Source organism: Tritonibacter scottomollicae (assembly GCF_003003215.1).
GTDB classification, from domain to species: Bacteria; Pseudomonadota; Alphaproteobacteria; order Rhodobacterales; family Rhodobacteraceae; genus Epibacterium; species Epibacterium scottomollicae.
Genome location: NZ_PVUF01000006.1, coordinates 151,421 through 173,871, shown reverse-complemented (window position 1 = coordinate 173,871; position 22,451 = coordinate 151,421). Strand labels below are relative to the sequence as shown.

Sequence of the window (22,451 nt, the reverse complement as noted above, 5' to 3'; positions counted from 1 at the left end):
TTTTCAGCCCTCCGCGCGCTCCAACGTCTGCCAGACCTGCTCCAGATGCGCGCGCATCGCAAGACGCGCCGCTTCTGACTGGCCGGCGCAGATCGCGTCACAGATGGTCGTGTGCGCGTCGGAAATCCGCGAGATTTCGTCCACGCCGAGAACGTCTTGCCGCAGGCGCGTCCAATCTGCTGCCTGCCGCAGGCTGCGAATTTCCTCAAACAGCGTCAAAAAAACCGCGTTCCCGGCCATTTGCGCGATCTTGTAGTGAAACAGATCATCGGCCCGTTCATAGTTGGCGGCGTCGGCCGCAGACCGTGTGGCTTTGGTCAGCTGCGCCAGGCGTGCCTTGTCCTCTGCGCGGCCGCGCTCTGCCGCATGCGCGGCCAGTGCGGGTTCCAGATCAAGGCGAACCTCCATCAAATCGTGGGGAGAGACACGCTGGGCCAGCGCGCCGAGCCGCTCCGCGCCCTGCACGGGTGGCGGCTGCAAAAAGGTGCCCTGCCCATGGCGGCGAAAGACCAGACCGTCGCTGGCCAGATCATCCAATATCCCGCGCAATTGCGCGCGGGATACGGACAGTCGCTGTGCCAACGCACGTTCGGGCAGCAGGCGCCCGTTTTCCGCCAGCTCCCCGCTCAGGATCGCCTGACGCAGGGCCTCGGCGCCGGGGGCAGGTGGCTTCAGAGCCATCCGGCCTGCTCGGCCAGATCCGCAACCATGCGCAGCGAGGTCGCCATCAGGAACAGTCCGAACGACAGCTTCAGCGCCCGGCGCGGGATCGAATGGGCGAGTTTCACGCCCACGCGCGCAAATGTGGTGGACAGCGGGATGATGATCGCCGCCAGCAGCAGGTTCACATAGCCCAGCGACATCGGTGGCAGACCTTCGGCACCGAACCCCGTCGCCATGTAGATCAGGGCGCCCGGCAGGCCGATGATGAACCCGATTGCGGCTGATGTGCCGACCGCCTTGCGGATGTCATAGCCAAGAAAGCTGAGCGTCGGCACGCAGACGGAGCCACCGCCGATCCCCATCATCGCCGAGACCGCACCGGCGAACACGCCCAGACCAGCCCAGACGGGTGTGGAGAATGATCTCGGTTCTTGGGTTTCCTTGGGTTTGCGCAAAATCATGTCGAGGGCAACAGCCATGGCAACGGTGGCAAAGACCACGATGAGTACATTGCCGGAGACCAGCCCGCCCAAAACCCCGCCGATGACGACACCCGCCAGGATCGACGGCGCCCAGAGCTTCAGCAGCGCCATGTCGATAGCGCCTTTCTTATAGTGCCCATAGCCCGACGACAGCGCAGTAAAGACGATGGTGGCCAGTGACGTGCCAACGGCAACCTGCATGGTCAGCGCCGGATCCATGCCGGTCAGGGCCAGTACGAAATAGAGTGCGGGCACGATGACAATACCGCCCCCCACACCCAGCAGGCCGGCAAGAATGCCCCCGGCAACCCCTGCAGCAGCGGCAACGCCCGCCAGGGGCAATAGCGTTTCAATTTCCAACATGTGTCTCTCGCCCTGACTTCTGGCCTCGATGGGAGGCAACCAATTTGAGATTGGTTGTAAGCCGCGCATAAATCACCCGTCAACCCTCGCCGGTGGGGCAGGGTCGCGTCTCAGGACGCCGGAGCAAACCCGGCGTGCGTGTCCATCAGATATTGCGCGATCAGGGGTTTGGCAGCGGCTCCAAGGGCAGAGGCATGGGCGCCAATCTCACCCTCTGCCACAACGGGTCGGATCAAACCGCGTGCGTCCAGCGTTGGCAGCTCGGCGCGTACCCGATCCACGAGACGCGCGCGCAGGGACGGGGGCATGGCGCCATCTATCACCACAGCCTGAAAATCGATGACGGCACAGGTTGCAAGAGCCGCGCGCGCCAGCGCAACAGCGGTGTCTTCCAGCCATTGCGCCACATGCTCTTCCAGACGGCTCCAGTCCTGCGGTTGCGTCCACAGCACGATCGGATCGATATTGACCTCCACCAGTCTCCGTTCCAGCTCGCGGATCGACGCGGTGTCGAGCAGGCGTCCGTCGCTTCCATCGGGACGGCGCGTGGGCAGCGGGCCGAGCGCCCCTGCGTTGCCCATGCTGCCCTCATAGACAGAATTGTTCAGCACCACGCCGCCGCCGGCAAATGATGCGATGAAGAAGTAGATGCTGTCCCGCCAGGCGCGGCTGGCACCGAACATGTGCTCCGCGCGACAGGCGGCGGTCGCATCGTTGATGACAAAGCATCGCAGGGGGCTGAACCGGGCGATTTCGGTCACCGGGCACAGTTCTTTCCAGGCCTGAAGACTGGTCTTTGGTGCGCCGGCCTGTGCGTGCCAGCGCCACAGGTCAAAGGGGGTCGCGACGCCGATACCGCAGATGCGGTCGCGCTGATCTGCGGTCAGGTCGGACCCGATGTCGCGCAGGCTGGTTTCGATAAAGCCGAACACCTCGTCAGGTTGCGGGTATCGATACCGCAGGCGGCGCTCGGCGCGAATGCCTCCGCTGAAATCGATCAGCATCAAGTCGGTGCTGCGCCGCCCGATCTTGATGCCATAGGAAAACAGCCCCTCGGGGTTGATGCCCATGGGCACCGAGGGTTTCCCGACGCGTCCCTTCTGGCTCTCGCCACGCAGGATCAGCCCATCTTGCTCCAGTTTGCGCAGAATGACCGACACCGTTTGCGACGACAGGCCGGTGCGCCGTGCCATCTCGCTGCCCGGCATGGCGCCGTCCTGATGCAGGACCGACAGCATCAACCGTTCATTATGCGCGCGCACCTCGCTTTGATTTGCGCCGCTGGTATAGGGACGTGTCTCTGGCATGTGCGGTCTATGCGCTCCTCCTCCACATGAGGCAAGAGCGTGCCGCTGGATAGTTAATAAATCAAGTTGAATTATTTATTGACAGTGGCGAGGAATCGCGGCTTTCATGCGGGCAGGCGACGCACCCGCCAAGGGAGAACAGGGTGGGGCGAAGCGACATGAAATACGCGTTTCTGGGAGGAGACCATGAAGAAACTTCTGCTGACCACCATCGCTGGTGTGGGCCTGATTGCAGGTGCCGCACAGGCCGATGACAAGGTGACTGCCTGCCTGATCACCAAAACCGACACCAACCCCTTCTTCGTGAAGATGAAGGAAGGCGCCACCGCCAAGGCCGAAGAGCTTGGCATGGAGCTCAAGTCCTTTGCCGGCAAGATCGACGGCGATCATGAAACGCAAGTTGCGGCGATCGAGACCTGCATCGCGGATGGGGCCAAGGGCATCCTGCTCACCGCGTCCGACACCTCGTCCATCGTGCCCGCAGTGCAGCAGGCGCGCGACGCGGGCCTTGTGGTGATTGCGCTGGACACGCCGCTCAGCCCGATCGACGCGGCGGATGCGACCTTTGCGACTGACAACTTCCTCGCCGGTGAGTTGATCGGCCAATGGGCTGCCGCTGCACTGGGTGAGGACGCAGCCGACGCCAAAATCGGCATGCTCGATCTGGCGGTCAGCCAGCCCACCGTTGGCGTGCTGCGCGATCAGGGGTTCCTTCAGGGCTTTGGCATCGACCTTGGTGATCCCAACAAATGGGGCGATGAGGACGACGCGCGCATCATCGGCAATGACGTGACAGCCGGGAATGAAGAGGGCGGTCGCAGGGCGATGGAGAACCTGCTCGCCAAGGATCCGATGATCAATGTGGTCTATACCATCAACGAACCCGCTGCCGCCGGTGCCTATGAGGCACTGAAATCCATCGGACGTGAGAATGACGTTCTGATCGTCTCTGTCGATGGTGGCTGCCCCGGCGTGCAGAACGTCAAGGACGGCGTGATCGGCGCGACGTCGCAGCAGTACCCGTTGATGATGGCGTCCCTCGGTGTTGAGGCCATCAAGAAATGGGCCGACGAAGGCGTGAAGCCGGAACCGACACCGGGCAAGGATTTCTTTGATACTGGCGTTGCACTGGTGACCGACAAACCCGTGGATGGCGTTGACAGCATCGACACCGAAGAGGGCACCAACCTCTGCTGGGGTTGAGCTGACACGGAGGGGGCGTATTCGCCCCCTCTCTCCACACACAATACCAATGGGGTGGACATGCGTGCCCGCCCCATTGGTCTCTCGGACCACAAGAGAAAATACACCAACCCCGCTGACATCGGGTGATTTGGAGGAGCATCATGTCTACCCCGCAGAGCTATGAAGCCGCTGTCACCGGAAGCCCGGATCAGGTGGCAGAGTTCGATCAGGGCCATCAGAGTTTTATCCAGAGGCTCCAACACGCGCTGCATGTGACGCCCTCGCTGGTGCCGCTGATCGTGCTGATCCTGTCCATCGTGACCTTTGGTGCGCTGCTGGGGTCGAAATTCTTCTCTCCCTTCGCGCTGACCCTGATCCTCCAGCAGGTGGCCATCGTTGGTATCGTGGCCAGCGCGCAATCGCTGGTGATCCTGACCGCGGGCATCGACCTGTCGGTGGGCGCGATCATGGTGCTGAGTTCGGTGGTCATGGGTCAGTTCACCTTCCGCTACGGGCTGCCGCCGGCGCTCGGGGTGGCGTGCGGGCTGATGTGCGGCGCCGCCTGCGGTTTTGTGAATGGCTGGCTGGTCGCACGGATGAAGCTGCCGCCCTTCATCGTGACCCTCGGCATGTGGCAAATCGTGCTGGCGGGCAATTTCCTCTATTCCGCCAATGAAACCATCCGCAGCCAGGAAATATCCGCCGAGGCACCTTTCCTGCAGTTCTTTGGCGAGAAGTTCAAAATCGGCGGTGCGGTCTTCACCTATGGCGTGCTGTTCATGGTGCTCTTGGTGCTGATCCTCGCCTATGTGCTGCGCCACACCGCTTGGGGGCGACACGTCTATGCGGTGGGCGATGACAAGGAGGCGGCGGAGCTGTCGGGCGTCAACACCGACAAGGTGCTGATTTCAGTCTACATGCTGTCGGGCCTGATCTGCGCCTTTGCCGGCTGGGCCCTGATCGGGCGCATCGGCTCGGTCTCGCCCACTTCCGGCCAGCTCGCCAATATCGAGAGCATCACCGCGGTGGTGATCGGGGGCATTTCGCTCTTTGGAGGACGCGGCTCGGTGCTGGGCACCTTCTTTGGCGCGTTGATCGTCGGGGTCTTCACCCTCGGGTTGCGGCTGCTGGGGGCGGACGCGCAATGGACCTATCTGCTCATCGGTGTGCTCATCATCGCTGCCGTCGCAGTGGACCAGTGGATCAGAAAGGTATCGGTGTAATGGAACCCATTCTCAAAGGTCGCGGCCTGGTGAAACGCTACGGGCGCGTGACGGCCCTCGATCACTGTGATTTTGAGCTGATGCCGGGCGAGATCCTGGCGGTGATCGGTGACAACGGCGCTGGCAAATCCACCCTGATCAAGGCCCTGTCGGGGGCGGTGATTCCGGACGAGGGCACGGTGGAGCTGGACGGCAAGCCGATCAACTTCCACTCGCCCATTGACGCACGCGAAGCGGGGATCGAGACAGTTTATCAGACCCTCGCCATGTCTCCGGCGCTGTCGATCGCCGACAATATGTTCATGGGGCGCGAACTGCGCAAACCGGGCTGGCGCGGGCAGGTTCTGCGGCAGCTGGACCGGGCCCGGATGGAAACGATGGCGCGGGAAAAGCTCAACGACCTCGGGCTGATGACCATCCAGAACATCAATCAGGCGGTGGAAACCCTGTCCGGTGGCCAGCGTCAGGGCGTCGCCGTGGCCCGCGCGGCGGCCTTTGGCTCCAAGGTCATCATTCTGGATGAGCCGACGGCGGCGCTTGGCGTCAAGGAAAGCCGCCGGGTTCTGGAGCTTATTCAGGACGTGAAGTCGCGCGGCATTCCGATCATCCTGATCAGCCACAACATGCCGCATGTGTTTGAGGTCGCCGACCGCATCCATGTGCATCGACTGGGCAAGCGGCTCTGCGTGATTGACCCAAAACAGCATGAGATGTCCGATGCGGTGGCCTATATGACCGGCGCCAAGGAGCCGGAGCAGGAAATGTCGGTGGCGTGATGCTGCGACGGATGGAAGAGCTGTGTGATGCGGTGCTTGCCCGGCTGGACCTGTCGGGCGGGGGGCGTCGACTGGTTGCCCTGTCCGGTGCGCCGGGCAGCGGTAAATCGACCCTTTCGGAGCCGCTGGCGGCCATGCTGACAGAGCGCGGCGTCCGGTCTGAGGTCGTGCCGATGGACGGGTTCCACTTGGACAATCGGTTGCTGGAAGCACGCGGATTGATGCCGCGAAAGGGCGCGCCGGAGACATTCGATCTGGGCGGTTTTAAGCGGCTCTGCCATGCGCTGCGCGCGGATGATGAAGTGATCTACCCGCTGTTCGACCGCAGTCGCGATCTTGCCATCGCCGGTGCGGCGCATGTGGGGCAGGACTGCAGCATCGCTGTGATCGAAGGCAACTACCTGTTGTTTGACGAACCTGGCTGGCGCGAACTGGCGGATCTGTGGGACGTATCGATCCGACTGGATGTTCCGCTTGCGGACCTGGAGGCGCGGCTGGTGCAGCGCTGGTTGACCCATGGCCTTGATCAGGCCGCGGCAGAGGCGCGGGCGCGGGGCAATGATCTTGCCAATGCTGAGCGCATCGCGAGCGCCAGACTGCCCGCCGATCTGACATGGCGTTGAGGCGGGGCGTAGCAAAAATGACGATCAAGGAGACCGGGCATGAAACGCTCTGAGGTAAACGATATTCTGGACCGCAGTTGGTCCTTCATCAAAAGTCACGGCATGCATCTTCCGCCCTTCGCCCATTGGACGCCGGAGCAAATGCGCGCTCCGGAGGCTGCAGATATCCGCTCTCGTGGCCTTGGCTGGGATATCACGGACTACGGGCAGGGTCGGTTTGACGAGCTGGGTCTGTTCCTGTTCACCACCCGCAACGGCAGCCACGCCGATCTGAGCGCCGGACGAGGGATGCTCTATGCGGAGAAGGTCATGATCTCACGCCGCGATCAGCTGTCGCCGATGCATCGTCACGACATCAAGGCCGAGGACATCATCAACCGCGGCGGCGGCACCTTGGTGATTGAGTTGTTCGCGCCGGATGCAGAGGGCGGCATTGACCGTTCGGCCGATGTGACTGTGCCTACGGATGGGATTGCGCGGACGCTGCCTGCCGGTGGCAAGCTGATGCTGCAACCGGGCGAGAGCGTCACCCTCATGCCGGGCATCTGGCATGCGTTCTGGGCGGAGGGAAGCGATTGTCTGATCGGCGAGGTCTCGACCGTCAATGATGACCGGACCGACAATGTGTTCGAGATGAAGATCGGTCGGTTCAGTGACATTGACGAGGATGTAGCACCGTCTCATCTGCTGGTGTCGGACTACTGATCCGCGCGCCGGGTGATGGCGGTTTGCGGCCTTCATCACGGGCAATCTAGGTGCAATATCTCGGGGCTTTCCGTGCCATGCAGCGCGCAGACTGCGCAGCTATCCCGTCTGTATGCCGCCTGTGGGAGTTCCACCGGTCTGGTTTGCCGACAGGCTGTCGAGGAACCTGTCGACGTCGCGCAGGGTGTGCAGAACATGTACGGATTTCTCCGCCCGGGCCTGCGTAATCAGACGTCTGATCTGGTCGCGCGAGGACCGGCGGGTGCGCCAGATAAAACGATAGAACTCCAAGCTGAACCGCTCCGGGCAGCCTTCGGGCATGTCGGGACGGCTGCGCCCCCAGTAGAACAGCGAACGCCGGATCACCCGCCAGATCCGCCGCCCCAGCGGCACATCAAGCCAGATCACCGTATCGGCCCGCGCCAGTCGCTCGGCCCAAGTGGCAGAATGGCCGCCCTCGAAGATCCATTGAGCGCGCGCGTGGACCTCTGCGCAAAGGCGGTTTTTTTCGTCGCGCGGACGCTCGACCCAGCCCGGGGACCAGTGGATATGATCGATGTGAAAGACCGGCAGTCCGGTGCGGGCGCCGAGCTTTTGCGCCAAGGTGGATTTGCCGGAGCCCGGCTGTCCAAGGATCATCACCCGTTGCATCGCGACCTCCCGGTGTCCGCAGCTGTGCAAATTCAAGGCGACGAGGGCTACCACCACAGGTTGCGCAAAACAAGAATTGTTTCCGGACGATAGGTCAACTCTCCTGACGCAATGTTTCGCGCGCGAAACAATAGGTCAGGAGGTGTGATCTATCGTACTGATTTTTTTAAGTTTTAATGAGGTTGCGTGATGTGGGCGTCCGGCGCAACGGCAACGGCTCAGCTGGCGGGGAAGGTCTGGCTCAGGTCCCTGTGCTGCGGCGTCCAGCCGGTGGCCTCGATCAGGCGTCTGGCCGAAAGCCGTTGATCCAGCATCGGCCCTTCGGCCCAGTCCCCCTCGCGGGCGAGCACCTCGGCGCGGGAACGGCAGGTCAGCTGGCCGTCATGCCCGGATGCACGGGCGAGGGTCGCGGCGATCCGACCAATCTCGACTCCGGTCTGGGCGACGGCATTGAAGTGACCGGTGAGGCCCTGCATTTCTGCCAACAGCTGGTAGGCGAGGGCGAGATCATCGCGATGGACCAGTGGCCAGCGGATGTCGGGGTGGCCGCGGATCTCGATGGGGCGGTGGGCACGGATGTCGGCAAGCATGTCATCGAACACGCCGCCGCCTGCGTGATAGACCATGGCGGGGTGGATCACGGCTGTGGAGAGGCCGGGGCATCGCATCAGCAGATCAGCGTGGTCGAGCATCCAGGCAAAGGCGGGGATCGGGGCAAATCCGGATGCCTCGTCGACGACCCGCCCGCCGGTGTCACCATAGAGCCAGCAGCCCCCGGTATAGACCACCCGCAGCGGGCTGTTGCGGGTCGCGCCCACCTCGAGAAGCGCATCCACCACCGCGCGGTCGGCCTCTGCCATGTCGGTGTCGAAGGTGGCGGCGGCCTGGATCACCGCGTCCTGATCTCTCAGCGCATGGGCCCAGCCCCGGGGTGCGCGCATGTCGCCGCGTTGGACGGCGGCGCCCCGTCGCGCCACCGCAGAGGCGCTGTGGTCGGAGCGGCAGAGGGCGGTGGCCTGATGGCCCGCTGCCACGAGGGTGCTGAGGATTGCGCTGCCGATGGAGCCGGTGGCGCCGAGAAGGAAAATTCGCATGTGCATGGTCTCCGATAATTTTGATCGGAGACCTTTGTCGCGGCTCAACCATGGTTGAGGGCAAGTGGTTTTTCAAACAGGTGCGAGGACAGCTGCAACGTTAGGTGCAACGGCAGGCGCAAACGCAGGACCACAGGCGCATAAAAAGGGGCGCCCGAAGGCGCCTCCTGATGTCATTGCAAAGTCCTGACTACCGCAGGCGGGATCAGGCGAAGTAAACACCGGCCTCGGCCATCGGCAGCTCCGCCACCAGCTCGCTGTCTTCGGTCAGGGCGGCAATGGCATTGGCCAGAGCCGGGGCCGAGGGCGGTGTGCCCGGCTCGCCGATGCCGGTGGGGGCAACGGTCGAGGGCACGATATGGGTCTCGATCATCTTGATGTCCGAGATCCGCAGCGGCTCGTAGTCGGGGAAGTTCGACTGCTCCACCGCGCCATCCGACAGGGTGATCTGGTCGCGCATGGCGTGCCCGATGCCGTAGCCGATACCGCCCTCGATCTGGGCCGTGATGACATCCGGGTTGATGGCGATGCCGCAGTCGACCGCCGCCGTGACCTTTTCGATCACGATGCCATCGTCGATGTTGCCGGAAATCTCCACCACCTCCGCGACGTAGGAGCCGAAGGATTTATGCACCGCGATGCCCTGAGTGCGGCCCGTGGGTGCCTTGCCCCAACCGGCCTTGTCGGCGGCCAGCCTCAGCACGCCGGCCTTGCGGGTCTGGTCGGCCTCATCGCCGGTCAGATGCGCCAGGCGGAACTCCACCGGGTCGCGACCTGCGGCACGGGCGGCCATGTCCATCATGGTCTCCATCACATAGGCCGTGTGGGTGTGCCCGACCGAGCGCCACCACAGCACCGAGGTTGCCTTTTGCGTGTCGGTGAGGCCGACGGCCATGCCCGGGATCTGGTAGGGGCTGTCGCCGATGCCTTCGACGGAGGAGTGGTCGATGCCGTCGTGGACGGACATGGCTTCAAAGGCGGTGCCTTTCATGATGGATTGGCCTGCCACCTGGTGCTCCCACCCGGCAATCGTGCCATCGGCGTTCAGACCAACGCGGACCTTATGGCCAAACGCCGGGCGATAGTAGCCGCCGCGGATGTCGTCCTCGCGGGTCCACATCAGTTTCACCGGGCGGGTGCGGTCGGTCATCACAAAGGCGAGGCCTGCCTCCACCTGATAATCCGCATCCGGCGTTGCCCGGCGACCGAAAGAACCACCCGCCAGCATCGTCTTGATGTGGATCTTCTCGGGCGGCAGCTCAAAGATCTGCTGATAGGCCATATGCGGCCCGGTCGGCATCTGTGCGCCGTCATGCAGCACGATGTCACCCTCGGCGGTCTGCTCGATGGTGCAGTTCAACGGCTCCATCGGGGCATGGGCCAGAAGCGGGAAGTAGAAGGTTTTCTCCACCACCGTGTCGGCGTCATCAACGGCGGATTTCACCGCTGCACGCTCGGCCTTGTTGACGTTGTAGGTGGGCTCTGCGTCAAGAGCGGCCATGATTTCATCGCGGATCTCATCGCTGGAGCGGGTTTCGGCCGCGGCCATGTCCCATTCGACCTCCAGCGCCTCGCGCGCCTGGATCGCCGCCCAGGTGTTTTCCGCATAGACCGCGACGCCGTGTTTGGTGGGCAGGGTCTGGGCCATGATGAAGCCCTTGACGTCCTTCGCGGCGCTGTCGTCGAAGGAGACCACAAGCCCGCCACGCTGGGGTGTGCGCTTGATCATGGTGACCATCTGGTTCGGCAGCTGCACATCCATGGCGAATTGCGCCTGACCGTTGACCTTGGCCGGGCTGTCGAGGCGGCGGGTCTTGGGGTTGCCGATGGTCTTCCACTCCGACGGGTCGCGCAGGCGCGGCGCTTCGGGCGGCGTCATCTCGGATGCGGCGGCGACAAAATTGCCGAGCGGTGCGCTGTTGCCCGCACCGGTCACCTGACCGTCGATGATGTCGAGCGCAGTGGCCTCAACACCCCAGGCCTGTGCGGCGGCGGCGATCAGCATTTCGCGGGCGGTGGCGCCTGCGGTGCGATACTGCTCCCAGGAGTTGGCGATCGCGGTGGAGCCGCCAGTGCCCTGAAAGGCGCCGAAGAACAGGTTGTTGTAGACCGCCGGATCCGACGGTGCGAACTCAAAGCCGATCTGCTCCATCGTCACGCCGACTTCCTCGGCGATGATGGTGCTGAGGCCGGTGGCGGGGCCTTGACCCATCTCAAAGTGCTTGATGATGGCGATCACCTGACCACTGGCATCGATCTTCACAAAGGGGGTCAGCATGGCGTCGGCGCTCTGGCCTGCGGCCATTGCGCCCTTGGCGGTGGCGCCGACGAAGAGGACGGCACCGGCGGCGGCGGCGGATTTCAGGAACCCGCGACGGGAGGTGTTCAGGGTCATGATCTCAGGCCTCCATGATTTCGGACGCGCGCAGCACGGCGGCGCGGATGCGTTGGTAGGTGGCGCAGCGGCAAGCGTTGCCCCACATGTAGCTGTCGACGTCTTCGGCGGTGGGCTTGGGCGTTTCGCGCAGCAGGCCGACGGCGGACATGATCTGGCCGGACTGGCAATAGCCGCATTGCACCACGTCAAGCTCGGTCCAGGCCTGTTGGACAGCGGCGCCGATCTTGTCGTCCTGGATCGCTTCGATGGTGGTGATCTCGGCATTCTCGATGTCATCGACATAGGTCTGGCAGGAGCGCACCGGCTCGCCATCCAGATGCACGGTACAGGCGCCGCAGGAGGCCACGCCGCAGCCGAATTTGGTTCCGGTCATCTTGAGGTCATCGCGGATCACCCAGAGTAGGGGGGTGCCCGGTTCGGCATCGACGGTCTTGGTCTCGCCGTTGATCTTGAGGGTAAAGCTCATGGCTTGCGGTCTCCTGTTGGGGTGGCGGCCCGCATGCGTGCGGCGGGCCAGTGCCTGCAGGTCAAGGTGGGCGGATCGGGTTGGGGGCCGGTCAGCCGTCTGGTGACATGACAATAGATAGGGGGCGGTGCCAGGGGTTCAAAAACAATTGGTGCCAAACTTCATGCAGATGTGGCCAGAGGGGTTTCGCGTCAGGCGTTGCCTGACGCGACCAGCGGGGGCGCGGGCTCTGCGAGCCCGCGCCCCCGCCCGGCCCAACCGACGTGGCTGCATCTGTGATGAGGCGACGTCCGGCGGGAGAGCCCCCGGTCGTCTGGTGAAACGGGCCGATACGGGTGGCCTCAGAGAGAGGTTATCAGATCGCCGGCGGCCAGTCGGGCGCGGGCCTGCAGCGGTGTCAGCCCGGTCCAGTTGCGAAAGGCCCGGTAGAATGAATTCGGGTCGCTATAGGCCAGGAGATAGGAGATCTCCTCGACGCTGATGTCGTCTTGGCGCAGGTAGTGCAGCGCCAGCTCGGTGCGCGTCTCGTCAAGGACCGACTGGAAGGTCACGCCCTCCTGCGCGAGGTGACGGTAAAGCGTGCGTTTCGACATCACCACCTGACGGCAGACCGAATCTGCGGTGGAATGGCCCGAGGGCAGCAGTTCCAGCAGCGCCGACTTCACCCGCGCCGAGGTCGGTTGACTGGCGCGCCAGTCCAGCATCTGGCGGCGCAGCTCCTTTTCGAAGGCGGGCCAGACCTCGGTGGCCTCGGAAATCAGCCTGCGGGTGCTGTCCTCGGGTGACAGCAGAAAACTGAGGCTTTCGCCCATGGTGATCCGGCAGCCGACCTCGGCTTCCAGATCCGCCAGATCAAGGTCCAGCGCCAACACCGAGGCCGGAAGCGTGACCGTGATCGGCACCACGTGATGCGCCGTGCAGGCGCGGATCACCTCCAGGAAGAACACCAGCTCAAAGACCGACGTTGCTGCCGGGATCGGACAGTCCGGCAGCGTCGAGGTGATGATCACTCGGGTGCGCCCCTCCATCCGGGCACAGGTGATCTGCACCGGGGCGACCAGCGGCTTGAAAACGTTGAGCCTCTCCAACCCGGTCACCACGTCGGGGCTACAGGAAAACGCCAGAAGCGCTGGTTTGAACGGCGTGCGCGCGGACGTCTTGGCCAGATAAAACGCCCGCTCCAACGATCCGGCTTCGGCAAAGGTTGCCTCCCAGAGGGCAAATATCTGGTGGCCCGAGACACCACGTTCCTCATGCGCCAGCATCTCAATCGGTAGACCGGCGCGGCGCATGATTTGTTCCGGCTCCACCTGCAGCAAGGCGCAACACCCTTTCAGTGTTTTGACAAAGGGGAAACGCTCTGCTTGCGCCATGGGGACCTCATGTTCCGGGTTGGCCTGTGGGGGCAGGGAAAGGATACCAGTAGATCGGCACATTTCGTCGCAGTGCAAGGGGCGAGGCGGCGGATTCGCGGCAGTGGCACGATTTGCAGGTGGCTTGGCACGATTTATTCAAGGCTCGCGCCTGTTCACACGTGCGTGCCGTCAAGGCTGAGACGTGTTTGCCAGGGCATCAGGGGATGGCCTGGCATGATGTGACCGCATCGAACCCTTGTGTCCGAAGCGGTCATGCGCAGAGCGTGCAGCCCGCGGCGGGTCGGATCCCGGCGGGCCCACAGCTTCTACTTCGCACCAAGGAAGGCGCTGATCTTTGCGGCAATGGCTTTGTGGTTCGCCAAACGGTTTGCCTGCGGTCCGGCGCATAATGTGTCGTCACCGCCATCCTCGCGTAGAATGCCTGCCCCAGCTTTGGTGCAAACGGAAAACGCGTCCGGGGCTGTGGCATCGAGAGACACAACAGAGGCGTTTTGTCCTGCTGCTCTTGACGACAGCCCCTCGCTGCCAAATGACATCAGAAGGACCGCAGGGTTTGCCGAAGAGGCATCTGGATCAAATGCGGTCAAGTATTCGGGGGCCAGCGCCACAGCGGAGGTGATGCGGGCGTCGCTCAAGGGTTGTTCCAATGGGGTCACATCTGTTTTGGACAGATCAACACCCTGACCCGCGTACCAGTCGCAATCCGGATTTCCGGCGTCTCTCCGCGCGCAGGATTGCCTATAGTGATCGGCATTAAATGCCTGACCTGCCACCAGAAGCGCCGCCGTGCCGCCCAATGCAAATCCAACAGCAGAAATGTCGGTCTGATCAATGTGATCGCCCCAGGCAGGGCTGTTCAGCATATGGTCCAAGGCACGGGTTATGTCTTGGGGGCGCTGCCAGATTTCCCCGGTCGCGGCGGGTCCGTTTTGGGGGCGCGGCGAGTTTACTTCGACCACGATAGACCCGGTCTGTGCCAATGCCGCACTGAGCCATGCGCCTGTATCCACAGCCGAGCGCAAACCACCATGAGATACGATGATCAACGGATGTCGAGAGGTGGGAGTTGAAGCATCAACTGAGGCGGCTGTTCCGACGAAAACTGCATTGCCGCCGATCTTCGCCGAAGCCGTCTCGTCAGAGGGATACCATACTGACAGTGTAAGTGGGCGGTCGTTTAGAGTTGTGTCTTTGAGGCGCGTGTAACCGGGGGCGGCATCCGCAAGCAAAGGTGTCGTGATCGCTACAAGTGCGATGGCAAAGGACTGAATGAATTTCATTTGGATCTCCACAAAACTGAGCGGGATAGAAGCTGATTCCACTCGGGCTGGCAATGACAGGGTTGTCCGCCAAGCCGCTTTCCTTGACGCCGGTGCGGATGGCAGTTTGCGTCGTTGGTCAGCCGCCCGGCGGCAATCTCCGGGATGCAAATGGAAACGCGGGCCAAGCCTGTCAGTCCGCGTCGTTGTTGCCGTATCGGCGCGGGATAGTTTGGCAGTGAGTGATGCGGCACCTGCGCGACAAATGACGAAACGCCCGCTCTCGGTTCAGAGAGCGGGCGTTTCAGAGCTGTATGCAGGCGGCGATCCTTGGCCCGCCGTCAGCCTCGCGTCAGTCGGCTATCAGCCGCGCGGCAGCTGGCTGGCTTCACGGGCCAGCTCCTCGATCGCCTTCCAGTCGCCGGCCTCGACCAGCTTGGCGGGTGCAACCCAGCTGCCGCCAGCGCAGACCACATTCGACAGGCTCAGGTAGCTGTCGGCGTTTTGCGGGCTGACACCGCCGGTGGGGCAGAAAGAGATCTGCGGCAGCGGCGCGCCGATCGCCTTCAGCGCCGGGGCACCACCGGAGGCCTCGGCGGGGAAGAACTTCAGCATGTCATAGCCCCGCTCCAGCAGCGCCATGGCCTCAGATGCGGTGGCAGCGCCCGGCAGCATCGGCAGATCGGCGGCCAGTGCGGCATCCAGCAACAGCGGAGTGGAGCCGGGCGAGACGCCGAACTTGGCACCCGCCGCCACGGCGGCGCTCACGTCGGCAGGGGTCACCAGCGTACCGGCGCCGACCACACCGCCCTCAACCTGCGCCATCTCGCGGATCACGTCGAGTGCTGCGGGGGTGCGCAGGGTCACCTCCAGAGCGGGCAGGCCACCGGCGACCAGCGCCTCGGCGAGGGGGCGGGCGTGGGCGACGTCATGCACCACCAGGACGGGGACGATGGGGGCCAGCGCACAGATCTCGCGCGCCAGTTTGCTGGCGTCTTGCGGGGTAAGGGCCATGGGTCAGACTCCAAATACGGTTGCGCCGGTGTCGGCGGAGGTGACGGAATTGCGGAACAGGGCGAAGAGTTCGCGGCCCGTTCCGTGCTGATAGGATGACAGGTCGGCGGTGACGGCGGGGCGGTCCAGCACCCCTTCGCTCAGCACCTGCAGATCGCCGGTGAGGGCATCCACCCGCACCACATCGCCATCCTGCAGTTTGGCGATGGGGCCGCCGTCGAGCGCCTCGGGTACCACATGGATCGCCGAGGGCACCTTGCCGGAGGCGCCGGACATGCGCCCGTCGGTGACCAGCGCCACCTTCTGGCCGCGGCCCTGCATGATCGACAGGAAGGGCGTCATGGAATGCAGCTCGGGCATGCCATTGGCCTTGGGGCCTTGGAAGCGGACCACGATGACCACATCGCCGTCGTTGAGTTCGCCCGCCTTGAAGGCGGCCTTGGCCTCGTCCTGATCGTGAAAGACCCGCACCGGGGCTTCGACCACGCGGTGTTCCTCGGCGACGGCGGAGATCTTCATCACCCCGGTGCCGAGGTTGCCGCTGAGACGCGACAGCCCGCCGGTGGGCTGGAACGGATCGGAGGCCGGGCGGACGATCTTGTCATTCAGCGTCTCGGTGCTGCCCTTGCGCCATGTCAGTGCGCCCGCGTCGAGGAAGGGCTCCATCAGATAGGCGCCGAGACCTTCGCCCGCGACAGTTTTGGTATCGGGGTGCAGATAGCCCGCGTCCAGCAGCTGACCGATCATGTAGCCCAGACCACCTGCGGCGTGGAAGTGGTTCACATCCGCCAGCCCGTTGGGATAGACCCGCGCAATCAGCGGCACCACGTCGGAGATTTCGGAGAAATCCTGCCAATCGAGGATAATCCCGCCCGCGCGCGCCATGGCGATCAGGTGGATCAGCAGGTTAGTGGAACCGCCGGTGGCCATCAGCCCGACCATGCCGTTCACGAAAGCCTTCTCATCCAGGATGTCGCAGGTCGGCGTATAGGCGTTGCCAAGCGCCGAGAGCGACAGCGCGCGTTTGGCGCCTTCGCGGGTCAGCGCATCGCGCAGCTCGGTGCCGGGATTGATGAAGGAGGAGCCGGGCAGGTGCAGCCCCATGAACTCCATCAGCATCTGGTTGGTGTTGGCGGTGCCATAAAACGTACAGGTGCCGGGGCCGTGGTAAGCAGCCATTTCGGCTTTCAGCAGCTCATCCCGGCCAATCTCGCCCTTGGCGAATTTCTGGCGGATCTGGGCCTTTTCATCGTTTGAGAGGCCGGAGGTCATCGGCCCGGCGGGCAGGAACACTGCGGGCAGATGGCCAAAGGCCTGCGCGCCGATCACCAGACCCGGCACGATCTTGTCGCAGACCCCGAGGAAGACGGCGGCGTCAAAGACATTGTGGCTGAGGGCGATGCCCACCGACATGGCGATGCTGTCGCGGGAGAAGAGCGACAGCTCCATACCCGCCTCGCCCTGGGTGATCCCGTCGCACATGGCCGGAACGCCGCCCGCCACCTGCGCGGTGCCGCCCGCCTCGCGCACGGCTTCGCGGATCAGCATCGGGTAGGTTTCAAACGGCTGATGGGCCGAGAGCATGTCGTTATAGGCCGTGACGATACCTAGGTGACCGCCGCTGCCGGTGGCCAGCGTGTCCTGATCCTCGCCCGTGGCGGCATAGGCGTGGGCCTGACCAGAGCAGCTGAGGTGCGCGCGCGCGGGGCCTTTGGAGGCGGCGGCGCGCATCCGGGCCAGATAGGCCTCGCGGGTGGGGCGGCTGCGTTCAATAATCCGGTCGGTGACGGCGGCGAGTGTAGCGTGGAGCGACATTGGCGTGCCTCCTTATGGTGTCGAAACGGGATGGGTCAAAGCTGAGGTCATGCGCCGATGGGACGCCAGCGGCGGCCATCGCGATGCAGGAGCAGGAGCGCGTCTTCGGGGCCGGAGCCGCCCTGATCGTAGGGTTGCGGCGCGCGGGTGGAATTGTCCCAGGCCCCGACGATGGGATCGGCCCAGGCCCAGGCGGCCTCGACCTCGTCGCCGCGCATGAACAGGGTCTGGTTGCCCCGGATCACATCCATGATCAGCCGCTCATAAGCGTCCTGTGGGCGCCCCGCCTCGGGCAGGCTGTCGGCAAAGGTCATGTCCAGATCCGCCGAGGTCAGGCGCATGCCACCGGGGCCGGGATCCTTGATGGTGGTCTTGAGCGTGATGCCCTCGTCCGGCTGCAGGCGAATGACCAGCATATTGCCATCAATGGCGTTGTCCTCGCCAAAGATGTTGTGCGGCGGCTTGCGGAAATAGACCGCGATCTCCGACACCCGCTCGCGCAGGCATTTGCCGGTGCGCAGGTAGAAGGGCGTGCCCGCCCACCGCCAGTTGGCCACCTCGACCTTCATCGCGACAAAGCTCTCGGTGCGGCTGGCGGCATCACCCGCATGATCGCGATAGCTGTCATCGCCCGCCTTGGCGCGGTACTGGCCGCGCACGATATTGTCCATCGGCGTGGCCTCAAGGCTCTCGATGACCTTGAGCTTCTCGTTGCGCACGGCGTTGGGTTCAAAGGTCGAGGGCGGCTCCATCGCGGTCAGGCACAGAAGCTGCATCAGGTGGTTCTGCACCATGTCCCGCATGGCACCGGATTTGTCGTAGTATTCACCACGCCCCGCCACCGAGATGCTTTCGGAGACGGTGATCTGCACGTGGTCGATGTGATGCGAGTTCCACTGCGGTTCAAACAGCGAGTTGGCAAAGCGCAGCGCCATCAGGTTCTGCACCGTTTCTTTGCCCAGGTAATGATCGATCCGGTAGATCTGGCTTTCCTCGAAATGCTCGCGCAGGGCGGCATTCAGCGCCTGCGCCGAGGCGAGGTCATGTCCAAAGGGTTTTTCCACCACGATGCGGCTGTCGTCATCGGCAACACCTGTGGCCTTCAGCCGTCCGGCGATGTCACCAAACAGCGAGGGCGCCACTGAAAGGTAGAAGGCCCGCACCACGCCGTCGCGCAGCTTTGCGCCGAGGTCGGACCAGCCGCCATCGCCCTTGGCATCCACCGAGGCATAGTCCAGCAGCGCCAGGAACCGTTCCACATCCGGCTCCGCATCGGCGGGGATGTCGCCGAATTCCTTCAGCGCGTCGCCCACGAGCGTCTGGAATTCGCCCTGATCCATCTTGGAGCGTGACGCGCCGATGATGCGGCTGGCCTCGTCGAACTGGCCAATCTGGAAGCGGTGGAACAGGCTGGGCAGGATCTTGCGCCGTGCCAGGTCGCCGGTGGCGCCGAACAGGACAAAGTCGAAACTGTCTACGGGGATGACGCGGGATACCATGAATGTCGTCCTCTTGGTTGGCGGGTGGGCTCAGGTCGCGAGCTTGGCCAGTAGGCCGCGGGTGGAGGCGTCCTTGGCCGAGGCATCTTCGCCCTCGACCATGGGCAGCAGACGGGTGGCCAGCTCCTTGCCCAGTTCGACGCCCCATTGGTCAAAGGAGTTGATGCCCCAGATGGCGCCTTCGGTGAACACACGGTGTTCATATAGCGCGACGATCTGGCCAAACACGAATGGCGTGAGTTTGGGGTAGGCGAGGGTGATCGAGGGGCGGTTGCCGGGGAAGGACAGATGACCTGCCATCCGCTCCGCCTCGGCACCGGTAAAGCCGCGGCCTTCGGCGATGCTGTGGGCCTCCTCATAGGAGCGACCCAGCATCAGGGCCTCGGATTGGGCGAGGCAATTGGCTTTCAGGAGGTTGTGCTGATGGGCCAGATCCGGCTCGTGGCCGGTGGCGGCGATGAGGAACTCGGTGGGCACCACCTGGGTGCCCTGATGCAGCAGCTGATAGAACGCATGCTGGCCATTGGTGCCCGGCTCGCCCCAGACCACCGGGCCGGAGGCGCGGGGTAAGGGGGCGCCGTCGAGGTCAACGGATTTGCCGTTTGATTCCATGTCGAGCTGTTGCAGATAGGCGGGCAGGCGCGCCAATCGCTGATCATAGGGCAGCACCGCGCGCGAGCCATAGCCGCAGATGTTGTTGTGCCAGATGCCGATAAGGCCGAGCAGGGCAGGCAGGTTCTCCGCCAGCGGTGCGGCGCGGAAATGGGCGTCCATCGCCGCCGCGCCATCAAGGAATGCGCGGAAGTTCTCCGGCCCCACAGCGATCATGATCGGCAGGCCGATCGGGCCCCAGAGCGAATAGCGCCCGCCGACCCAATCGGCAAAGCCAAACACCCGGGCGTCGGGGATGCCCATGGCGGCTGTCTTGTCCATCGCGGTGGAGACGGCGGCAAGATGGCCGGAGACATCCTCGCCCAGGCTGGCCTGCAGCCAGGTGATCGCGGTCTGCGCGTTGGTCATCGTCTCGATGGTGGTGAAGGTCTTGGAGGCGATCACGATCAGCGTGGTTTCTGGGTTCAGGCCCGCCAGCACATCATGGATATGGGCGCCATCCACGTTGGAGACAAAATGGCAGGCCGGGCCGTCATGGTAGGGTGCCAGCGCCAGCGTCGCCATCACCGGACCCAGATCGGAGCCGCCGATGCCGATGTTGACCACATCTGTGAAGGCCGCGCCGGATTTGGTGCTGTAGCTGCCATCGCGCAGGGCGGTGGCAAAGCCGCCCATGCGGGTCAGCACCTCATGAATGCCGGGCACCACGTTTTCACCGTCCACCTCGATCACCGCATCGGCGGGGGCGCGCAGGGCGGTGTGCAGCACCGCGCGGCCCTCGGTGGTGTTGATCTTTGCGCCCGACATCATCGCGTCGATCTTGCCCTGCAGGTCGCAGCGATGCGCCAGCTCTAGCAACAGGTCGCGGGCAGTGCCGTCCAGGGCGGTCTTGGAATAATCCATCAACAACCCGTCCGCCTCGGCCGAGAAGCCGGTGAATCGCTGCGCGTCCTGATCGAACAGGGCGGCCAGCGGGGTGTCTTTGGTGGCGGCGCGGTGGTCGGCGAGTGTCTGCCAGATATCGCTCATCGGATCAGCTCCTCAGGGGTCTCGTTGGGGGTCCGCGCGACGCGGCACGGCGCGAGAGATCCAGTCTCGCGGCCTATATGCCAAGTTAGCGCTAACAATTCCAGTTCTAATTCTCAAATTTCATATCAATGTCGTAAAGGGTTTGGTGTTGAAGGGGATTGCTGTTGTCCTGCCCTTGTTCGACCGCTGCCCTGACGCGTGCGTCGGCCCCCTGTATGGCACGGAGCGGAAAACGGACCAAGGTGGATCAGAGATTTTTACGCCCTTGTGTGAAGCGGTTCATATTTCCGGCGTAGATCCGCTGCTAGCGTCGGATCAATGGGGCACATTCCCAGTCCCGATTGCCGGAGGGTACGGATATGATTCAACACATTAAAACAATTTCTTTGGCCGCCCTTGTTGCAGGCGTCTCTCTGACGAAGGTCTATGCCGAGGGCATTCACTGCACGTCCGGAACCTCTGCTGATTATGCCATGGTTCGCAGCGACTGACGCTCGGGGGCGCAGCGTTTTGGCAGCCGGACATCCGAATACAAAGACGATATCTCATGTGCCCGACGGTCTGATGGCCTCGGGCACACTCGTGTTTGGGCCCATTGGGAGAGGGCCGTCAGCGCAGCGCCTGTGTTCAATTGCGCTCAGTCAGAGCGGCGGGTGAGTCGAGACCGCCGATCTCGCACAGGTGCCGGATCACCTCCTGCACCCCCTCGCCATGACGCATGGCGGCAAAGACAAAGGGCAGCCCCCGGCGCATGCGGGTGGCATCGCGTTCCATCACCTCGAGGGACGCGCCAACGTGGGGCGCAAGATCGGTCTTGTTGATGATCAGCAGGTCGGAGCGCGTGATGGCGGGGCCACCCTTGCGCGGGATTTCCTCGCCAGCCGCCACGTCGATCACATAGAGCGTCAGATCCGCCAGTTCCGGTGAGAACGTGGCCGACAGATTGTCGCCGCCCGACTCGATGAGCACAATCTCGATCTCCGGGTGGCGGTTTTGCATTTCCGCCACGGCGGCAAGATTGATCGAGGCATCCTCGCGAATTGCGGTGTGGGGGCAGCCGCCGGTCTCCACCCCGATCACCCGGTCCTGCGGCAGGATCTGCTGGCGCATCAGCGCCTCCGCATCCTCCTGCGTGTAGATGTCATTGGTGATGACGCCGATGGAGTGGTGATCCTTTAGTGCGCGGGCGAGTTGCGCGGTGAGCGTGGTCTTGCCAGCGCCGACCGGGCCGCCGATGCCCACGCGCAGGGGGCCGTTTGGAGTGCTCATGAGCGAAAGATCCTCGAATATTGGGTTTCGTGGCGCATGGAGGCGATATCGGCGGCAAAGCTTGCCCCGAACAGGTCGTCGCGCGTCGCGGCAAAGGCAGATGCAGCGGTGTCCTGCAGCAAAGGCGTGAGCGCGGCGAGGCGATGTTGCGCCTCCTGCTGGCCAAGCGCCAGCAGGCGTTGGCCCGCCGCGATGAGATTGGACACAAAAGCCTGCAGATACATCTGCAACGTGGGCTCCAGCGGAATGTCGTGCAATTGCGCCGCGCGGCCCACCGCCACCGGGTAGGTGAGCGCGGGGAGGGCGTCGCCCCAGATCCCGGCGGTGGTCCGGCAGAAGGCATCCCCCTGCAGGTCGGTTTCGCGCAGGCGCTCCGCCGAGGGGCAGAAGGCGCGGGCGACTTCGTCGATCTCTGCCAGCTCTTCGCCCGTTTGCGCCCGCCAGGCGCAGGCCAGAAGAACCGCATCCGATTGCGCGCCGCCATGGCAAAGCAGATCGGCAAGCCAGTCGCTCAGCCCCGCGCCATCTTGGACGTGCCCGTCGGCCACGGCGGTTTCCAGCCCGTGGGAATAGGCAAAGGCGCCCACCGGATAGGCCGGAGAGAGCCATTGCATCAGCAGAAGCGTCGCCGTGCTGCTCATC

General features: G+C 63.8%; 20 protein-coding genes. 5 read left to right on the top strand and 15 right to left on the bottom strand.

Annotated features, from left to right (window positions below):
• Positions 1-3: 3 nt before the first annotated feature.
• The 3 genes from CLV89_RS11910 to CLV89_RS11900 all read right to left on the bottom strand — a co-directional run bounded on the left by CLV89_RS11910 (position 4) and on the right by CLV89_RS11900 (position 2,815).
• Positions 4-681, bottom strand: a complete 678-nt coding sequence (locus tag CLV89_RS11910; RefSeq protein ID WP_106163885.1) for a FadR/GntR family transcriptional regulator — start codon at positions 679-681, stop codon at positions 4-6.
• Entirely contained in the window at positions 672-1,508 is an 837-nt protein-coding gene (locus tag CLV89_RS11905; protein WP_106163884.1) for a sulfite exporter TauE/SafE family protein, read from the bottom strand. The genes CLV89_RS11910 and CLV89_RS11905 overlap by 10 nt, the downstream gene beginning before the upstream one ends.
• Positions 1,509-1,618: 110 nt before the next feature.
• Entirely contained in the window at positions 1,619-2,815 is a 1,197-nt protein-coding gene (locus CLV89_RS11900; protein WP_106163883.1) for an ROK family transcriptional regulator, read from the bottom strand.
• Between the two features lie 186 nt (positions 2,816-3,001).
• Between CLV89_RS11900 and CLV89_RS11895 the strand changes: the two genes are divergently transcribed.
• From CLV89_RS11895 to CLV89_RS11875, 5 genes are all read left to right on the top strand, one after another.
• Positions 3,002-4,018, top strand: coding sequence for a sugar ABC transporter substrate-binding protein (locus CLV89_RS11895; protein ID WP_106163882.1), 1,017 nt, complete (start codon positions 3,002-3,004; stop codon positions 4,016-4,018).
• 143 nt (positions 4,019-4,161) lie between these two features.
• A complete protein-coding gene (locus tag CLV89_RS11890; protein WP_106163881.1) occupies positions 4,162-5,223 on the top strand; it encodes an ABC transporter permease in 1,062 nt (353 codons plus the stop codon).
• Positions 5,223-5,999: an ATP-binding cassette domain-containing protein gene (locus CLV89_RS11885; protein WP_106163880.1), complete on the top strand. Its 777-nt coding sequence runs from the start codon at positions 5,223-5,225 to the stop codon at positions 5,997-5,999. The genes CLV89_RS11890 and CLV89_RS11885 overlap by 1 nt, the downstream gene beginning before the upstream one ends.
• Positions 5,999-6,622, top strand: a complete 624-nt coding sequence (locus CLV89_RS11880) for a nucleoside triphosphate hydrolase (protein WP_106163879.1) — start codon at positions 5,999-6,001, stop codon at positions 6,620-6,622. Before CLV89_RS11885 ends, CLV89_RS11880 begins: the two co-directional genes overlap by 1 nt.
• 39 nt (positions 6,623-6,661) lie before the next feature.
• Entirely contained in the window at positions 6,662-7,327 is a 666-nt protein-coding gene (locus CLV89_RS11875; protein WP_106163878.1) for a D-lyxose/D-mannose family sugar isomerase, read from the top strand.
• Positions 7,328-7,426: 99 nt separating this feature from the next.
• On the opposite strand, the gene CLV89_RS11870 is transcribed toward CLV89_RS11875, so the two are convergent.
• From CLV89_RS11870 to CLV89_RS11815, 12 genes are all read right to left on the bottom strand, one after another.
• Positions 7,427-7,978, bottom strand: a complete 552-nt coding sequence (locus tag CLV89_RS11870; protein ID WP_106163877.1) for a P-loop NTPase family protein — start codon at positions 7,976-7,978, stop codon at positions 7,427-7,429.
• A gap of 218 nt (positions 7,979-8,196) precedes the next feature.
• Positions 8,197-9,072, bottom strand: coding sequence for an NAD(P)H-binding protein (locus CLV89_RS11865; protein ID WP_106163876.1), 876 nt, complete (start codon positions 9,070-9,072; stop codon positions 8,197-8,199).
• A 205-nt stretch (positions 9,073-9,277) separates the two neighbouring features.
• The gene (locus CLV89_RS11860) at positions 9,278-11,467 is read right to left on the bottom strand and encodes a xanthine dehydrogenase family protein molybdopterin-binding subunit (protein ID WP_106163875.1); all 2,190 of its coding nucleotides are present in this window, start codon (positions 11,465-11,467) and stop codon (positions 9,278-9,280) included.
• 4 nt (positions 11,468-11,471) lie between these two features.
• On the bottom strand, positions 11,472-11,936 hold the full coding sequence (locus CLV89_RS11855; RefSeq protein WP_106163874.1) for a (2Fe-2S)-binding protein: 465 nt from the start codon (positions 11,934-11,936) through the stop codon (positions 11,472-11,474).
• A gap of 341 nt (positions 11,937-12,277) precedes the next feature.
• On the bottom strand, positions 12,278-13,309 hold the full coding sequence (locus tag CLV89_RS11850) for an AraC family transcriptional regulator (protein ID WP_165798123.1): 1,032 nt from the start codon (positions 13,307-13,309) through the stop codon (positions 12,278-12,280).
• Positions 13,310-13,617: 308 nt separating this feature from the next.
• Positions 13,618-14,592, bottom strand: a complete 975-nt coding sequence (locus CLV89_RS11845; RefSeq protein ID WP_106163872.1) for an alpha/beta hydrolase family protein — start codon at positions 14,590-14,592, stop codon at positions 13,618-13,620.
• A 342-nt stretch (positions 14,593-14,934) separates the two neighbouring features.
• On the bottom strand, positions 14,935-15,585 hold the full coding sequence (gene eda, locus CLV89_RS11840) for a bifunctional 4-hydroxy-2-oxoglutarate aldolase/2-dehydro-3-deoxy-phosphogluconate aldolase (protein WP_106163871.1): 651 nt from the start codon (positions 15,583-15,585) through the stop codon (positions 14,935-14,937).
• 3 nt (positions 15,586-15,588) lie between these two features.
• Positions 15,589-17,400 carry a phosphogluconate dehydratase gene (gene edd, locus CLV89_RS11835; RefSeq protein WP_106163870.1) on the bottom strand — a complete coding sequence of 604 codons (1,812 nt, stop codon included), beginning with the start codon at positions 17,398-17,400 and terminating at the stop codon, positions 15,589-15,591.
• A gap of 47 nt (positions 17,401-17,447) precedes the next feature.
• The gene (zwf, locus tag CLV89_RS11830) at positions 17,448-18,899 is read right to left on the bottom strand and encodes a glucose-6-phosphate dehydrogenase (RefSeq protein ID WP_106163869.1); all 1,452 of its coding nucleotides are present in this window, start codon (positions 18,897-18,899) and stop codon (positions 17,448-17,450) included.
• A 30-nt stretch (positions 18,900-18,929) separates the two neighbouring features.
• Complete coding sequence (pgi, locus tag CLV89_RS11825) at positions 18,930-20,540, bottom strand: glucose-6-phosphate isomerase (RefSeq protein ID WP_106163868.1); 1,611 nt, start codon at positions 20,538-20,540, stop codon at positions 18,930-18,932.
• A gap of 627 nt (positions 20,541-21,167) precedes the next feature.
• Positions 21,168-21,809, bottom strand: a complete 642-nt coding sequence (gene ureG, locus CLV89_RS11820) for an urease accessory protein UreG (protein ID WP_106163867.1) — start codon at positions 21,807-21,809, stop codon at positions 21,168-21,170.
• A complete protein-coding gene (locus CLV89_RS11815; protein WP_106163866.1) occupies positions 21,806-22,450 on the bottom strand; it encodes an urease accessory protein UreF in 645 nt (214 codons plus the stop codon). Before CLV89_RS11815 ends, ureG begins: the two co-directional genes overlap by 4 nt.
• Position 22,451: the final 1 nt, after the last annotated feature.

Coding starts and splice junctions, on each gene's coding strand:
- CLV89_RS11910 (WP_106163885.1), bottom strand. CDS start 681: ATGGCTCTGAAGCCACCTGCCCCCGGCGCCGAGGCCCTGCGTCAGGCG.
- CLV89_RS11905 (WP_106163884.1), bottom strand. CDS start 1,508: ATGTTGGAAATTGAAACGCTATTGCCCCTGGCGGGCGTTGCCGCTGCT.
- CLV89_RS11900 (WP_106163883.1), bottom strand. CDS start 2,815: ATGCCAGAGACACGTCCCTATACCAGCGGCGCAAATCAAAGCGAGGTG.
- CLV89_RS11895 (WP_106163882.1), top strand. CDS start 3,002: ATGAAGAAACTTCTGCTGACCACCATCGCTGGTGTGGGCCTGATTGCA.
- CLV89_RS11890 (WP_106163881.1), top strand. CDS start 4,162: ATGTCTACCCCGCAGAGCTATGAAGCCGCTGTCACCGGAAGCCCGGAT.
- CLV89_RS11885 (WP_106163880.1), top strand. CDS start 5,223: ATGGAACCCATTCTCAAAGGTCGCGGCCTGGTGAAACGCTACGGGCGC.
- CLV89_RS11880 (WP_106163879.1), top strand. CDS start 5,999: ATGCTGCGACGGATGGAAGAGCTGTGTGATGCGGTGCTTGCCCGGCTG.
- CLV89_RS11875 (WP_106163878.1), top strand. CDS start 6,662: ATGAAACGCTCTGAGGTAAACGATATTCTGGACCGCAGTTGGTCCTTC.
- CLV89_RS11870 (WP_106163877.1), bottom strand. CDS start 7,978: ATGCAACGGGTGATGATCCTTGGACAGCCGGGCTCCGGCAAATCCACC.
- CLV89_RS11865 (WP_106163876.1), bottom strand. CDS start 9,072: ATGCGAATTTTCCTTCTCGGCGCCACCGGCTCCATCGGCAGCGCAATC.
- CLV89_RS11860 (WP_106163875.1), bottom strand. CDS start 11,467: ATGACCCTGAACACCTCCCGTCGCGGGTTCCTGAAATCCGCCGCCGCC.
- CLV89_RS11855 (WP_106163874.1), bottom strand. CDS start 11,936: ATGAGCTTTACCCTCAAGATCAACGGCGAGACCAAGACCGTCGATGCC.
- CLV89_RS11850 (WP_165798123.1), bottom strand. CDS start 13,309: ATGGCGCAAGCAGAGCGTTTCCCCTTTGTCAAAACACTGAAAGGGTGT.
- CLV89_RS11845 (WP_106163872.1), bottom strand. CDS start 14,592: ATGAAATTCATTCAGTCCTTTGCCATCGCACTTGTAGCGATCACGACA.
- eda (WP_106163871.1), bottom strand. CDS start 15,585: ATGGCCCTTACCCCGCAAGACGCCAGCAAACTGGCGCGCGAGATCTGT.
- edd (WP_106163870.1), bottom strand. CDS start 17,400: ATGTCGCTCCACGCTACACTCGCCGCCGTCACCGACCGGATTATTGAA.
- zwf (WP_106163869.1), bottom strand. CDS start 18,899: ATGGTATCCCGCGTCATCCCCGTAGACAGTTTCGACTTTGTCCTGTTC.
- pgi (WP_106163868.1), bottom strand. CDS start 20,540: ATGAGCGATATCTGGCAGACACTCGCCGACCACCGCGCCGCCACCAAA.
- ureG (WP_106163867.1), bottom strand. CDS start 21,809: ATGAGCACTCCAAACGGCCCCCTGCGCGTGGGCATCGGCGGCCCGGTC.
- CLV89_RS11815 (WP_106163866.1), bottom strand. CDS start 22,450: ATGAGCAGCACGGCGACGCTTCTGCTGATGCAATGGCTCTCTCCGGCC.